This window comes from Actinoplanes missouriensis 431 (genome assembly GCF_000284295.1).
Taxonomy (GTDB): Bacteria; Actinomycetota; Actinomycetes; order Mycobacteriales; family Micromonosporaceae; genus Actinoplanes; species Actinoplanes missouriensis.
Window position 1 is genome coordinate 650,316 of sequence record NC_017093.1, and the last position, 12,693, is coordinate 663,008.

21 protein-coding genes are annotated in these 12,693 nt (G+C 66.2%); all 21 read left to right on the plus strand.

The annotated features are described in order from the left end of the window. Position 1 precedes the first annotated feature (1 nt). Positions 2-475 (plus strand): 30S ribosomal protein S7, encoded by a 474-nt coding sequence (gene rpsG, locus AMIS_RS03055; RefSeq protein ID WP_014440719.1) that lies wholly within the window; start codon positions 2-4, stop codon positions 473-475. An 85-nt stretch (positions 476-560) separates the two neighbouring features. Beyond that, positions 561-2,657: an elongation factor G gene (gene fusA / locus AMIS_RS03060; protein WP_041830459.1), complete on the plus strand. Its 2,097-nt coding sequence runs from the start codon at positions 561-563 to the stop codon at positions 2,655-2,657. Positions 2,658-2,775: 118 nt separating this feature from the next. Beyond that, entirely contained in the window at positions 2,776-3,969 is a 1,194-nt protein-coding gene (gene tuf / locus AMIS_RS03065) for an elongation factor Tu (protein WP_014440721.1), read from the plus strand. A gap of 376 nt (positions 3,970-4,345) precedes the next feature. Continuing rightward, the gene (rpsJ, locus tag AMIS_RS03070) at positions 4,346-4,654 is read left to right on the plus strand and encodes a 30S ribosomal protein S10 (RefSeq protein ID WP_007073037.1); all 309 of its coding nucleotides are present in this window, start codon (positions 4,346-4,348) and stop codon (positions 4,652-4,654) included. Positions 4,655-4,666: 12 nt separating this feature from the next. Then, the gene (gene rplC / locus AMIS_RS03075) at positions 4,667-5,317 is read left to right on the plus strand and encodes a 50S ribosomal protein L3 (protein WP_014440722.1); all 651 of its coding nucleotides are present in this window, start codon (positions 4,667-4,669) and stop codon (positions 5,315-5,317) included. Beyond that, complete coding sequence (gene rplD / locus AMIS_RS03080) at positions 5,314-5,964, plus strand: 50S ribosomal protein L4 (protein WP_014440723.1); 651 nt, start codon at positions 5,314-5,316, stop codon at positions 5,962-5,964. The genes rplC and rplD overlap by 4 nt, the downstream gene beginning before the upstream one ends. After that, complete coding sequence (gene rplW, locus AMIS_RS03085; RefSeq protein ID WP_014440724.1) at positions 5,961-6,263, plus strand: 50S ribosomal protein L23; 303 nt, start codon at positions 5,961-5,963, stop codon at positions 6,261-6,263. The genes rplD and rplW overlap by 4 nt, the downstream gene beginning before the upstream one ends. A gap of 14 nt (positions 6,264-6,277) precedes the next feature. Next, entirely contained in the window at positions 6,278-7,117 is an 840-nt protein-coding gene (gene rplB / locus AMIS_RS03090) for a 50S ribosomal protein L2 (protein ID WP_014440725.1), read from the plus strand. 12 nt (positions 7,118-7,129) lie between these two features. Continuing rightward, a complete protein-coding gene (rpsS, locus tag AMIS_RS03095) occupies positions 7,130-7,411 on the plus strand; it encodes a 30S ribosomal protein S19 (protein ID WP_014440726.1) in 282 nt (93 codons plus the stop codon). Positions 7,412-7,448: 37 nt separating this feature from the next. After that, a complete protein-coding gene (gene rplV / locus AMIS_RS03100) occupies positions 7,449-7,889 on the plus strand; it encodes a 50S ribosomal protein L22 (RefSeq protein WP_014440727.1) in 441 nt (146 codons plus the stop codon). Continuing rightward, positions 7,889-8,740: a 30S ribosomal protein S3 gene (gene rpsC / locus AMIS_RS03105; RefSeq protein WP_014440728.1), complete on the plus strand. Its 852-nt coding sequence runs from the start codon at positions 7,889-7,891 to the stop codon at positions 8,738-8,740. The genes rplV and rpsC overlap by 1 nt, the downstream gene beginning before the upstream one ends. Positions 8,741-8,743: 3 nt before the next feature. Continuing rightward, positions 8,744-9,169: a 50S ribosomal protein L16 gene (rplP, locus tag AMIS_RS03110; RefSeq protein ID WP_014440729.1), complete on the plus strand. Its 426-nt coding sequence runs from the start codon at positions 8,744-8,746 to the stop codon at positions 9,167-9,169. Next, the gene (gene rpmC / locus AMIS_RS03115) at positions 9,169-9,402 is read left to right on the plus strand and encodes a 50S ribosomal protein L29 (protein ID WP_014440730.1); all 234 of its coding nucleotides are present in this window, start codon (positions 9,169-9,171) and stop codon (positions 9,400-9,402) included. The genes rplP and rpmC overlap by 1 nt, the downstream gene beginning before the upstream one ends. Next, positions 9,399-9,674 carry a 30S ribosomal protein S17 gene (rpsQ, locus tag AMIS_RS03120; protein WP_014440731.1) on the plus strand — a complete coding sequence of 92 codons (276 nt, stop codon included), beginning with the start codon at positions 9,399-9,401 and terminating at the stop codon, positions 9,672-9,674. The genes rpmC and rpsQ overlap by 4 nt, the downstream gene beginning before the upstream one ends. A gap of 97 nt (positions 9,675-9,771) precedes the next feature. After that, positions 9,772-10,140, plus strand: a complete 369-nt coding sequence (gene rplN / locus AMIS_RS03125) for a 50S ribosomal protein L14 (protein ID WP_007073026.1) — start codon at positions 9,772-9,774, stop codon at positions 10,138-10,140. Further along, positions 10,137-10,457 carry a 50S ribosomal protein L24 gene (rplX, locus tag AMIS_RS03130; RefSeq protein ID WP_157434727.1) on the plus strand — a complete coding sequence of 107 codons (321 nt, stop codon included), beginning with the start codon at positions 10,137-10,139 and terminating at the stop codon, positions 10,455-10,457. Before rplN ends, rplX begins: the two co-directional genes overlap by 4 nt. Next, complete coding sequence (gene rplE, locus AMIS_RS03135; protein WP_014440733.1) at positions 10,457-11,026, plus strand: 50S ribosomal protein L5; 570 nt, start codon at positions 10,457-10,459, stop codon at positions 11,024-11,026. Before rplX ends, rplE begins: the two co-directional genes overlap by 1 nt. Positions 11,027-11,028: 2 nt before the next feature. Further along, positions 11,029-11,214 (plus strand): type Z 30S ribosomal protein S14, encoded by a 186-nt coding sequence (locus AMIS_RS03140; RefSeq protein WP_014440734.1) that lies wholly within the window; start codon positions 11,029-11,031, stop codon positions 11,212-11,214. A gap of 116 nt (positions 11,215-11,330) precedes the next feature. Then, on the plus strand, positions 11,331-11,738 hold the full coding sequence (rpsH, locus tag AMIS_RS03145) for a 30S ribosomal protein S8 (protein ID WP_014440735.1): 408 nt from the start codon (positions 11,331-11,333) through the stop codon (positions 11,736-11,738). A 14-nt stretch (positions 11,739-11,752) separates the two neighbouring features. Beyond that, a complete protein-coding gene (rplF, locus tag AMIS_RS03150) occupies positions 11,753-12,292 on the plus strand; it encodes a 50S ribosomal protein L6 (RefSeq protein WP_014440736.1) in 540 nt (179 codons plus the stop codon). Beyond that, the gene (rplR, locus tag AMIS_RS03155) at positions 12,289-12,684 is read left to right on the plus strand and encodes a 50S ribosomal protein L18 (RefSeq protein WP_014440737.1); all 396 of its coding nucleotides are present in this window, start codon (positions 12,289-12,291) and stop codon (positions 12,682-12,684) included. Before rplF ends, rplR begins: the two co-directional genes overlap by 4 nt. Positions 12,685-12,693: the final 9 nt, after the last annotated feature.

Here is a 12,693-nt window from a genome sequence, read left to right on the forward strand (position 1 = left end):
CATGCCGCGTAAGGGACCCGCTCCGCGCCACCCTGTGGTCGCAGACCCGGTGTACAACTCCCCGCTGGTGACTCAGCTGGTCAACAAGATCCTGATCGGCGGCAAGCGTCAGCTCGCCGAGCGCATCGTGTACGGCGCCCTCGAGGGTGCCCGCGAGAAGAGCGGTGGCACCGACCCGGTGGTCATCCTCAAGCGTGCGATGGACAACGTGAAGCCGACCCTCGAGGTCCGCAGCCGCCGCGTCGGTGGCGCGACCTACCAGGTTCCGGTCGAGGTCCGCACCCCGCGTCAGACCACGCTCGGCCTGCGCTGGCTCGTCCAGTACTCCAAGGCTCGCCGTGAGAAGACCATGATCGAGCGCCTGCAGAACGAGCTGCTCGACGCCAGCAACGGCCTCGGCGCTGCTGTCAAGCGGCGCGAGGACACCCACAAGATGGCGGAGTCCAACAAGGCCTTCGCGCACTACCGCTGGTAAGACCCTGCTGCAGGCCCGGCCTTGTGCCGGGCCACGGCAGTCGTACCGGTCCACGAGACGACGACGAAGAAAAGTAGGGATGGAAGTGGCCGCCGCAGACGCGCTCGCCAAGGTTCGCAACATCGGCATCATGGCGCACATCGACGCTGGTAAGACCACGACGACTGAGCGGATCCTGTTCTACACCGGTATCACGTACAAGATCGGTGAAGTCCACGAGGGCGCTGCCGTCATGGACTGGATGGAGCAGGAGCAGGAACGCGGTATCACCATCACCTCCGCCGCCACCAAGTGCGAGTGGAAGGGTCACACGATCCAGATCATCGACACGCCCGGCCACGTCGACTTCACGGTCGAGGTCGAGCGGTCGCTGCGTGTGCTCGACGGTGCGGTCGCGGTGTACGACGGTGTTGCCGGCGTCGAGCCGCAGACCGAGAACGTCTGGCGTCAGGCGGACAAGTACAACGTCCCCCGGATGTGCTTCGTCAACAAGCTCGACCGGACCGGTGCCGACTTCTTCCGCTGCGTGCAGATGATGATCGACCGGCTGAACGCCACCCCGCTGGTCCTGCAGATCCCGATCGGGCTCGAGGGCGACCACATCGGTGTCGTCGACCTGATCGAGATGCGCGCGCTCACCTGGCGTGGTGAGACCCAGAAGGGCGAGGACTACGCGATCGAGGAGATCCCCGCCGACCTCGCCGACCAGGCCGCCGAGTGGCGCGAGAAGCTGCTCGAGACCCTGGCCGACGTCGACGACGCGGTGATGGAGAAGTACCTCGAGGGCGAAGAGGTCTCGGTCGAGGAGATCAAGGCCGCCATCCGGCGCGCCACGATCGCCAGCAAGGCGAACCCGGTCCTCTGTGGCTCGGCGTTCAAGAACAAGGGCGTGCAGCCCATGCTCGACGCGGTCGTCGAGTTCCTCCCGTCGCCGCTGGACATCCCGGCGATCGAGGGCACCGCGACCGACGGCGAGACCCCGCTGCTGCGCAAGCCGTCTAACGACGAGCCCTTCTCGGCGCTGGCCTTCAAGATCCAGACCGACAAGCACCTCGGCAAGCTGACCTACGTCCGGGTCTACTCCGGCACGCTCGAGTCCGGTTCTCAGGTGGTCAACTCCACCAAGGACCGCAAGGAGCGGATCGGCAAGATCTACCAGATGCACGCGAACAAGCGTGAGGAGCGCAGCACCGCGCAGGCCGGCGACATCATCGCCGTCCAGGGTCTCAAGCAGACCACCACCGGTGACACGCTCTGCGACCCGGCGAACCCGGTCATCCTGGAGTCGATGACCTTCCCGGAGCCGGTCATCCAGGTCGCCATCGAGCCGAAGACCAAGTCGGACCAGGAGAAGCTGGGCACCGCGATCCAGCGTCTGGCCGAGGAGGACCCGACCTTCCGCGTCTTCAACGACGAGGAGACCGGGCAGACCATCATCGCCGGCATGGGCGAGCTGCACCTCGACATCCTCGTCGACCGCATGCGGCGCGAGTTCAACGTCGAGGCGAACATCGGTAAGCCGCAGGTGGCGTACCGCGAGACGATCCGCGGCACCGTGGAGAAGCTCGACTACGTGCACAAGAAGCAGACCGGTGGCTCGGGTCAGTACGCGAAGGTCGTCGTCAAGGTCGAGCCGCTGTCGCTCGACGCCGACGGCCCGACCTACGAGTTCGTCAACGCCGTCACCGGTGGCCGCGTGCCCAAGGAGTTCATCCCCTCGGTCGACGCCGGTGCGCAGGACTCCCTGCAGTACGGTGTGCTCGCCGGTTACCCGCTTGTCGGTGTGAAGTTCACGCTCCTGGACGGTCAGTACCACGAGGTCGACTCGTCCGAGATGGCGTTCAAGATCGCCGGCTCCATGGCGATGAAGGAAGCGGCCCGCAAGGCCGATCCTGCCCTCCTGGAGCCGATGATGGCCGTTGAGGTCACCACCCCTGAGGACAACATGGGTGACGTCATCGGCGACCTCAACTCCCGTCGTGGCATGATCCAGTCGATGGAGGAGCGCCACGGCGCTCGCGTCGTCAAGGCTCTGGTGCCGCTCTCGGAGATGTTCGGCTACGTCGGCGACCTGCGGTCGAAGACTGCCGGCCGGGCCAGCTACAGCATGCAGTTCGACTCCTACGCCGAGGTTCCTCAGAACGTGGCTAAGGAGATCATCGCCAAGGCCACCGGCGCCTGACGCGGTGAGGCACGTGCGGTCCGTCGAGGACCGCACGTGCACGAGCAGTCGACAGAGTCCTGAGCGCCTTATCGGCGTGCCGGGCGAAAAGTAATGATCAGTCCACAGGAGGACACCAGTGGCGAAGGCGAAGTTCGAGCGGACTAAGCCGCACGTCAACATCGGCACCATTGGTCACATCGACCACGGTAAGACGACGCTGACTGCGGCCATCACGAAGGTCCTGCACGATGAGTACCCGGACCTGAACCCGTACACCCCGTTCGACGAGATCGACAAGGCGCCGGAGGAGAAGGCCCGCGGCATCACGATCTCGATCGCGCACGTCGAGTACCAGACCGCGTCGCGTCACTACGCGCACGTGGACTGCCCCGGCCACGCTGACTACATCAAGAACATGATCACCGGTGCCGCGCAGATGGACGGCGCGATCCTGGTGGTTGCCGCGACCGACGGCCCGATGCCGCAGACCAAGGAGCACGTGCTCCTGGCCCGCCAGGTCGGCGTTCCGTACATCGTCGTCGCCCTGAACAAGAGCGACATGGTCGAGGACGAGGAGCTCCTGGAGCTCGTCGAGCTCGAGGTTCGCGAGCTGCTCAGCACCTACGAGTTCCCGGGCGACGACCTGCCGGTCGTCCGCGTCTCGGCGCTCAAGGCGCTCGAGGGCGACCCGGAGTGGACCGGCAAGCTCATGGAGCTGATGAACGCGGTCGACACCGCGATCCCGCAGCCCGAGCGTGAGACCGAGAAGCCGTTCCTCATGCCGATCGAGGACGTCTTCACGATCACCGGCCGTGGCACCGTGGTGACCGGTCGCGCCGAGCGCGGCATCCTCAAGCCGAACGAGGAGGTCGAGATCGTCGGTATCCGCGAGAAGTCGACCAAGACCGTTTGCACCGGCATCGAGATGTTCCGCAAGCTGCTCGACGAGGCCCGCGCGGGTGAGAACGTCGGTCTGCTGCTCCGCGGCATCAAGCGCGAGGACGTCGAGCGCGGCATGGTCGTCGTGAAGCCGGGCACCACGACTCCTCACACGGAGTTCGAGGGCCAGGTCTACATCCTCTCGAAGGAGGAGGGTGGCCGGCACACCCCGTTCTTCCAGAACTACCGGCCGCAGTTCTACTTCCGCACCACGGACGTCACCGGCGTCGTCACGCTGCCCGAGGGCACCGAGATGGTCATGCCCGGCGACTCCACCTCCATGTCCGTGAAGCTGATCCAGCCGATCGCCATGGAGCAGGGCCTGAAGTTCGCGATCCGTGAGGGTGGCCGCACCGTCGGCGCCGGAACGGTCACGAAGATCAACAAGTGATTGATGGTTGTCCACGGGGTTAACCTGTGGGCAACCTCATCGGTGACCCCGATTAGCGTTGTCGGCGAGAATCCGGCATACTAGTCAGGTTGCGTCCGCGCGGGGTGGGTAGCTGTTCGAGGCAATGCCGCTCGTCAGTTGCCCACCCTCGCCGGGTGTCCGGGTGTGGTTCGTTTGCCGCCCGACACCCTCAGATCCTCGCGATCGATCCGCACCAGGTGACCTGGGGCGGAGCCTGGAGTGCCCAGCACTCTGTGAACAGGCGCGACACGCCCGACCGCGGGGGTCGGACAACGCAGGATCAACGGTCCTGCGGGCATGCGGAGGCCACCGCTTTCGCACGTAGCGGCATCGAGAGAAGGAAACAGAAGCCACCATGGCGGGACAGAAGATCCGCATCCGGCTCAAGGCCTACGACCACGAGGTCGTCGACTCCTCGGCGCGGAAAATCGTCGAGACGGTGACGCGTACCGGGGCGCAGGTCGCAGGCCCGGTGCCGCTGCCCACGGAGATCAACCGTTTCTGCGTGATCCGTTCGCCGCACAAGTACAAGGACTCGCGCGAGCACTTCGAGATGCGCACGCACAAGCGTCTGATCGACATCATCGACCCGACTCCGAAGACGGTCGACTCGCTCATGCGCCTCGACCTGCCGGCTGGCGTCGACATCGAGATCAAGCTGTAGGGATCGCGACTAATGGACAGGCAAGTTAAGGGGATCCTGGGCGCCAAGCTCGGCATGACCCAGGTCTGGGACAACAACAAGGTCGTCCCGGTGACCGTGGTTCAGGCCGGCCCGTGCGTCGTGACCCAGGTCCGCACCGATGAGAAGGACGGCTACTCGGCTGTCCAGCTGGCATACGGCTCGATCGACCCGCGCAAGGTCAACAAGCCTGAGGCCGGCCACTACGCCAAGGCCGGCGTGTCGCCGCGGCGCCACCTCGTGGAGCTGCGCACCGTCGACGCCGGCGAGTACGAGCTCGGCCAGGAGGTCACCGTTGACTCCTTCGCTGCCGGCAGCGCCATCGACGTGACCGGCAAGACCCGCGGTAAGGGCTACGCCGGTGTCATGAAGCGCCACGGCTTCCACGGTCTGCGTGCCAGCCACGGTGTCGAGCGCAAGCACCGCTCGCCCGGCTCGATCGGCGCCTGCGCCACTCCCGGCCGCGTCTTCAAGGGCGTCCGGATGGCGGGTCGCATGGGTGGCAAGCGGTTCACCGTGCAGAACCTGACGATCCAGGCCGTCGACACCGAGCGGAACCTGATCCTGGTCAAGGGCGCGGTTCCCGGTCCCAAGGGCGCGCTGATCCTGGTCCGTTCCGCGGCGAAGAAGGGCGGTGCCAAGTGAGCTCGGTTGACGTGATCAACGCCGAGGGCAACAAGGCCGGCTCGGTCGAGCTTCCCTCGAACGTCTTCGACGTCCAGGCGAACATCCCGCTGATGCACCAGGTCGTCGTGGCGCAGCTGGCCGCCGCCCGTCAGGGCACGGCCAAGGCGAAGACCCGCGGCGAGGTCGCCGGCGGCGGCAAGAAGCCGTACAAGCAGAAGGGCACCGGTCGCGCCCGTCAGGGCTCGATCCGCGCGCCGCAGTTCACCGGTGGTGGCGTCGTGCACGGCCCCGTGCCGCGCGACTACAGCCAGCGGACCCCCAAGAAGATGAAGGCCGCTGCTCTGCGCAGCGCCCTCTCGGACCGGGCCCGGGACGGCCGCGTGTTCGTCGTCGAGTCCTTCGTCACCGGCGAGAAGCCGTCGACCAAGGCCGCCGTGACGGCGCTGCGCAAGGTCGCCCAGACGACCAAGGTTCTCGTCGTTCTGGACAGCCAGGACGAGTTGAACTGGGTCTCGCTGCGCAACGAGCCGACCGTGCACCTCATCGAGGCCGGCCAGCTGAACACCTACGACGTGCTGGTCGCGGACGAGGTTGTCTTCACGAAGGTCGCGCTCGACGAGTTCCTGGGCGGTTCCGCCGAGACGTCCGAGGAGGGCGACAAGTGAGCACGATCGCCGACCCGCGCGACATCATCGTCGCCCCGGTGGTCTCCGAGAAGAGCTACAGCGTTCTCGACCAGAACTGGTACACGTTCCTCGTCCACCCGGACGCGAACAAGACCCAGATCAAGATCGCGATCCAGCAGATCTTCAACGTCCGCGTGCTGTCCGTGAACACCGCTAACCGTGAGGGCAAGCGCAAGCGCACCCGCACCGGCTGGGGCCAGCGTAAGGCCACCAAGCGCGCGATGGTGAAGCTGGCTGACGGGGACCGCATCGAGGCCTTCGGCGGCCCGGTCAGCTAAGGGGTTCATGAATCATGGCTATCCGTAAGTACAAGCCGACCACGCCGGGCCGCCGCGGCTCGAGCGTCGCCGACTTCGCTGAGATCACCCGGTCGACGCCGGAGAAGTCTCTGCTGGTCCCGCTGCCCAAGAAGGGCGGCCGCAACGTCCACGGCCGGATCACCACCCGGCACCAGGGCGGCGGTCACAAGCGTCAGTACCGGCTGATCGACTTCAAGCGGAACGACAAGGACGGCGTGCCGGCCAAGGTCGCTCACATCGAGTACGACCCGAACCGCACCGCCCGTATTGCGCTGCTCCACTACGCGGACGGCGAAAAGCGCTACATCGTGGCGCCGAAGGACCTCAAGCAGGGTGACCGGGTCGAGTCGGGCGTTGGCGCCGACATCAAGCCCGGCAACAACCTGCCGCTGCGCAACATCCCGGTCGGTACGACGATCCACAACGTGGAGCTTCGTCCCGGCGGTGGCGCCAAGCTGGCCCGTTCGGCCGGCGTCGGCATCCAGCTCCTCGGCCGTGAGGACGTGTACGCCACGCTGCGTATGCCCTCCGGCGAGATCCGTCGCGTCGACGTGCGCTGCCGCGCCACCGTCGGCGAGATCGGCAACGCCGACCAGTCGAACATCAACTGGGGCAAGGCTGGTCGTATGCGGTGGAAGGGCAAGCGCCCGACCGTCCGTGGTGTCGCCATGAACCCTGTCGACCACCCGCACGGTGGTGGTGAGGGTAAGACCTCGGGTGGTCGCCACCCGGTGAACCCGGCGGGTAAGCCCGAGGGCCGTACCCGTCGCAAGGGCCAGCCGAGCGACAAGCTGATCGTTCGCCGCCGCTACGCCACCCGCAAGCGCGGGTAACGGGAGTAGAAGATGCCTCGCAGCCTGAAGAAGGGCCCGTTCGTCGACGACCACCTGATCAAGAAGGTGGAAGTCCAGAACGAGAAGAATTCCAAGAACGTCATCAAGACCTGGTCGCGGCGCTCGACGATCATCCCCGACATGCTCGGGCACACGATCGCCGTGCACGACGGGCGCAAGCACGTCCCGGTGTTCATCACCGAGGCCATGGTCGGTCACAAGCTGGGCGAGTTCGCTCTGACCCGTACGTTCAAGGGTCACGAGAAGGACGACCGCAAGAGCCGTCGTCGCTAAGCAGATACACGGATTAGAGGATCAAGGAGCTACAGCGATGCCAGTTAAGGGCGACGCTCCGGTGCTTCCGGGCGCGCGGGCGGTTGCGCGACACGTGCGCATCTCGCCGAACAAGGCGCGCCGGGTGGTCAACCTCGTCCGCGGTCTGCCCGCGAAGGAGGCGCTCACCGTCCTGCAGTTCGCGCCGCAGGCCGCCAGCGAGCAGGTTTACAAGGTGCTTGCCAGCGCGATCGCGAACGCTGAGAACAACGAGCGGCTCGACCCCGACGCTCTCCTCGTGAGCGAGGCGTTCGTCGACGAGGGTCCGACGCTCAAGCGGTTCCGTCCGCGGGCGCAGGGCCGGGCGTACCGGATCCGCAAGCGCACCTGTCACATCACCATCGCGGTCGAGGCGGTCCAGGCGACCCGCCCGGCGAAGAAGGCCGCCGCCAAGCCGGCGCCGAAGGCCGAGTCCCAGAGCACGGAGGGTGCCGAGTAATGGGTCAGAAGGTTCACCCCACCGGGTTCCGTCTCGGCATCTCCACCGACTGGAAGAGCCGCTGGTTCGCGGACAAGCTTTACAAGGACTACATCGGCGAGGACGTCAAGATCCGCCGCATGATGTCCAAGGGGCTTGAGCGCGCCGGCATCTCCAAGGTGGACATCGAGCGCACCCGTGACCGGGTTCGCGTCGACATCCACACCGCCCGGCCGGGCATCGTCATCGGCCGTAAGGGCGCGGAGGCCGACCGGATCCGCGGCGAGCTCGAGAAGCTCACCGGCAAGCAGGTCCAGCTGAACATCCTCGAGGTGAAGAGCCCCGAGTCGGACGCTCAGCTCGTGGCGCAGGGCGTCGCCGAGCAGCTGTCCAGCCGGGTCAGCTTCCGCCGGGCGATGCGCAAGGCCATGCAGTCGGCCATGAAGAACCCGATCTGCAAGGGCATCCGCGTGCAGGTCTCCGGCCGCCTCGGCGGCGCGGAGATGAGCCGCACGGAGTTCTACCGTGAGGGTCGCGTTCCGCTGCACACCCTCCGCGCCAACATCGAGTACGGCTTCTTCGAGGCCCGTACCACGTTCGGCCGGATCGGTGTGAAGGTCTGGATCTACAAGGGCGACGCCGTTCCGGGTCGCGAGGCCGTGGCTGAGGCGCCCGCGCGCCCCCGTCGTGACCGTGCCGACCGTCCCGAGCGTCCCCGTCGTGGCCGTTCCGGTTCGTCCGGCACGACCGCCGGCGGCACCGAGGCGGGTCGCGCTGCGGCCCAGTCCCGGACCACCGGTGACGGCGACAACGTGAATGACGCCGCGGTTGCCGCGGCCCCGGCCGTGGCCGAGACGCAGCAGGAGGGCTGACACATGCTGATGCCGCGTAAGCCCCCAAAGGGCTTTCGTAAGCCGCATCACCCGGACCGCAGTGGCGCGTCCAAGGGCGGCAACCGGGTCGTCTTCGGCGAGTTCGGTATCCAGGCTCTGGAGCCGGCGTACGTGACGAACCGGCAGATCGAGTCGGCGCGTATCGCGATGACCCGCCACATCAAGCGTGGTGGCAAGGTCTGGATCTCGATCTTCCCGGACCAGGCTCTGACCAAGAAGCCGGCCGAGACCCGCATGGGTTCCGGTAAGGGTTCTCCCGAGTGGTGGGTGGCGAACGTCAAGCCGGGACGCATTCTCTTCGAGATGTCGTTCCCGAACGAGACGGTCGCGCGTGAGGCGATGCGCCGCGCGATCCACAAGCTCCCGATGAAGTGCCGCATCGTGACACGCGAAGTGGGTGAAAGCTGATGGCAGCGGGCGTTAAGGCAGCCGAGCTGCGCGAACTCTCCGAAGAGGAGCTTGTTTCGCGGCTGCGGGAGGCCAAGGCGGAGCTGTTCAACCTTCGTGTGCAGCGCGCGACCGGCCAGCTCGACAATCACCGTCGGCTGCAGGTCGTCCGCAAGGACATCGCGAAGATCTACACGATCATGCGTGAGCGCGAGCTGGGGCTCTCGGTTGCGCCGGATGAGGTGACAGCATGAGTGAGAACACCACCGCCGCACCGCGCGCCCAGCGCAAGGTGCGCGAAGGCCTCGTGGTCAGCGACAAGATGGACAAGACCGTCGTCGTCGAGGTCGAGGACCGGGTCAAGCACGCGCTGTACGGCAAGGTCATCCGTCGTACCCGCAAGCTGAAGGTGCACGACGAGCAGAACGCGGCGGGCATCGGCGACCGGGTTCTGATGATGGAGACTCGTCCGCTCTCTGCCACCAAGCGGTGGCGGATCGTGGAGATCCTCGAAAAGGCCAAGTGAGTGCGGTGGGGCCGGCTCCGGCCGGCCCCACCGGACCATCGTTCCGCCAAGCTTCGGGTGAACGTTCCCGGAGAACTGGCAGACATAGGAGACAGACGTGATCCAGCAGGAGTCGCGACTGCGTGTCGCCGACAACACGGGTGCCCGGGAGATCCTGTGCATCCGCGTACTCGGGGGCTCCGGTCGCCGTTACGCGAGCATCGGCGACGTCATCGTGGCCACGGTCAAGGACGCCATTCCCGGTGCCGGTGTGAAGAAGGGTGACGTCGTCAAGGCGGTCGTCGTTCGCACCGCCAAGGAGAAGCGGCGCCCGGACGGCTCGTACATCCGCTTCGACGAGAACGCCGCCGTCATCATCAAGGACGGCGGGGACCCCCGCGGCACCCGCATCTTCGGCCCGGTCGGGCGCGAGCTGCGCGACAAGCGGTTCATGAAGATCATCAGCCTGGCGCCGGAGGTGCTCTGACCGTGAAGATCAAGAAGGGCGACACGGTCGTCGTCATCGCCGGCAAGGACAAGGGTGCCAAGGGTAAGGTCATCGCGGCCTTCCCGCGGCAGGACAAGGTCCTGGTCGAGGGCGTCAACCGAGTCAAGAAGCACGAGCGCATCCGCACGAACCAGCGGGGCTCGAAGACCGGTGGCATCGTTACGCAGGAAGCCCCCGTTCACATCTCCAACGTGCAGGTGCTGGACGACCAGGGCAAGCCGACTCGTATCGGCTACCGGATCGACGAGAACGGCAACAAGGTCCGCATCGCGCGTACGACCGGTAAGGAACTCTGATGACTGCCGCCACCGAGACCAAGACGCTGCCGCGCCTCAAGACCAAGTACCGGTCCGAGGTCGTGCCGGCCATCAACGAGCAGTTCAAGTACGGCAACCCCATGCAGATCCCCGGCCTGGTCAAGGTCGTCGTGAACATGGGTGTCGGCGAGGCTGCTCGTGACGCCAAGCTGATCGACGGCGCGGTTCGGGACCTGACCACGATCACCGGCCAGAAGCCGCTGATCCGCCGGGCGACCAAGTCCATCGCGCAGTTCAAGCTGCGTGAGGGCATGCCGATCGGCGCGAAGGTCACCCTTCGTGGCGACCGGATGTGGGAGTTCCTGGACCGGCTGCTGTCGATCTCGCTGCCGCGTATCCGTGACTTCCGCGGCCTCGACGGCCGGAAGCTGGACGGCCACGGGAACTACACCTTCGGTCTGACCGAGCAGTCGGTGTTCCACGAGATCGACCAGGACCGGATCGATCGCCCGCGGGGCATGGACATCACGGTGGTCACCACCGCCAAGACCGACGACGAGGGCCGGGCGCTGCTCAAGCTCCTGGGCTTCCCGTTCAAGGAGAACTGAGCATGGCGAAGAAGGCGCTGATCATCAAGGCAGCGGCGAAGCCGAAGTTCGCTGTGCGTGCCTACACCCGGTGCCAGAAGTGCGGTCGCCCGCACTCGGTCTACCGCAAGTTCGGCCTCTGCCGCGTTTGCGTGCGGGACATGGCCCACCGCGGTGAGCTCCCCGGCGTGTCCAAGGCCAGCTGGTAACCCATCCAACCGCCCCGCCCACCGCTCGTCAGCGGAGTAGAGGCCGGGTTTGTGCAATACCGCTTCGCCGTAGGCCCGCCCGCGGGAACCCCGGCGAGAAAGGTTGACGAATACCCATGACGATGACGGACCCGATCGCAGACATGCTCACGCGTCTGCGTAACGCCAACCAGGCGTACCACGACAAGGTGACGATGCCCTACTCGAAGATCAAGGCGAACATCGCCGAGGTCCTCAAGGCTGAGGGTTACATCGCCTCGTGGACGTCTGAGGAGCCCGAGGAGGGCGCGGTCGGCAAGCGTCTGGTCGTTGAGCTCAAGTACGGCCAGAACCGTGAGCGCAGCCTCGCCGGCATCAAGCGCGTCTCGAAGCCCGGCCTGCGGGTTTACGCCAAGTCCGACGAGCTGCCCCGCGTGCTCGGTGGTCTCGGTGTCGCGATCATTTCGACGTCCCAGGGATTGCTGACCGACAAGCAGGCCCGCAAGCGGAGCGTTGGCGGGGAAGTCCTCGCCTTCGTCTGGTAACTGGAGACTTAGACATGTCGCGAATCGGACGTAAGTCGATCCCGGTGCCGTCCGGAGTCGACATCACCATCACGGGCCAGACCGTCAAGGTCAAGGGCCCCAAGGGCGAGCTGTCGCACACCGTCGCCGAGCCGATCACGGTTTCGCAGGACGGCGGAGAGCTGCACGTCAACCGCCCCAACGACGAGCGCAAGGCCAAGGAACTGCACGGCCTCTCGCGTACCCTCGTCGCCAACATGATCATCGGTGTCACCGAGGGCTACAAGAAGACCCTCGAGATCAACGGCACCGGTTACCGTGTGACCGCCAAGGGCAAGGACCTGGAGTTCGCTCTCGGTTTCTCGCACCCGGTGAACATTGTGCCCCCGGCCGGCATCACCTTCTCGGTGGAGAAGCCGACCCAGTTCACGGTCTCCGGCATCGACAAGCAGCTGGTCGGTGAGGTCGCCGCGAACATCCGTAAGATCCGCCCGCCGGAGCCCTACAAGGGCAAGGGCGTCAAGTACCAGGGCGAGGTCATCCGCCGCAAGGCTGGAAAGGCAGGTAAGAAGTGACCGCCACGCTGCTCAAGCGCCGCAACGGCGGCGGGGTCGCCGCCGCGCGTGCCGTTGGCAAGGCGCGTCGGCACTTCCGGGTCCGCAAGAACATCCGCGGCACTGCCGAGCGTCCCCGCCTGGTCGTCACCCGGTCCACGCGGAACATCACCGCGCAGATCATCGACGACCTCAAGGGCCACACGCTGGTCTCGGCGTCCACGCTCGACAGCTCGATCCGTGGTGGCGAGGGCGCCAAGAGCGTCCACGCCGGCAAGGTCGGCGCGCTCCTGGCCGAGCGGGCCAAGGCCGCGGGTATTTCCAAGGTCGTCTTCGACCGCGGTGGCAACAAGTACGCGGGCCGGATTGCCGCGCTTGCGGACGCCGCCCGCGAAGCCGGACTCGAGTTCTAGGAGGAATTG

Bases quoted from the DNA above. Each gene is read 5' to 3' on its own strand.
- rplF (WP_014440736.1), top strand. From the start codon at position 11,753: ATGTCGCGAATCGGACGTAAGTCGATCCCGGTGCCGTCCGGAGTCGAC.
- rpsH (WP_014440735.1), top strand. From the start codon at position 11,331: ATGACGATGACGGACCCGATCGCAGACATGCTCACGCGTCTGCGTAAC.
- rpsC (WP_014440728.1), top strand. From the start codon at position 7,889: ATGGGTCAGAAGGTTCACCCCACCGGGTTCCGTCTCGGCATCTCCACC.
- AMIS_RS03140 (WP_014440734.1), top strand. From the start codon at position 11,029: ATGGCGAAGAAGGCGCTGATCATCAAGGCAGCGGCGAAGCCGAAGTTC.
- rplP (WP_014440729.1), top strand. From the start codon at position 8,744: ATGCTGATGCCGCGTAAGCCCCCAAAGGGCTTTCGTAAGCCGCATCAC.
- rplE (WP_014440733.1), top strand. From the start codon at position 10,457: ATGACTGCCGCCACCGAGACCAAGACGCTGCCGCGCCTCAAGACCAAG.
- rpmC (WP_014440730.1), top strand. From the start codon at position 9,169: ATGGCAGCGGGCGTTAAGGCAGCCGAGCTGCGCGAACTCTCCGAAGAG.
- rplB (WP_014440725.1), top strand. From the start codon at position 6,278: ATGGCTATCCGTAAGTACAAGCCGACCACGCCGGGCCGCCGCGGCTCG.
- rplC (WP_014440722.1), top strand. From the start codon at position 4,667: ATGGACAGGCAAGTTAAGGGGATCCTGGGCGCCAAGCTCGGCATGACC.
- rpsG (WP_014440719.1), top strand. From the start codon at position 2: ATGCCGCGTAAGGGACCCGCTCCGCGCCACCCTGTGGTCGCAGACCCG.
- rplV (WP_014440727.1), top strand. From the start codon at position 7,449: ATGCCAGTTAAGGGCGACGCTCCGGTGCTTCCGGGCGCGCGGGCGGTT.
- rpsQ (WP_014440731.1), top strand. From the start codon at position 9,399: ATGAGTGAGAACACCACCGCCGCACCGCGCGCCCAGCGCAAGGTGCGC.
- rpsJ (WP_007073037.1), top strand. From the start codon at position 4,346: ATGGCGGGACAGAAGATCCGCATCCGGCTCAAGGCCTACGACCACGAG.
- rpsS (WP_014440726.1), top strand. From the start codon at position 7,130: ATGCCTCGCAGCCTGAAGAAGGGCCCGTTCGTCGACGACCACCTGATC.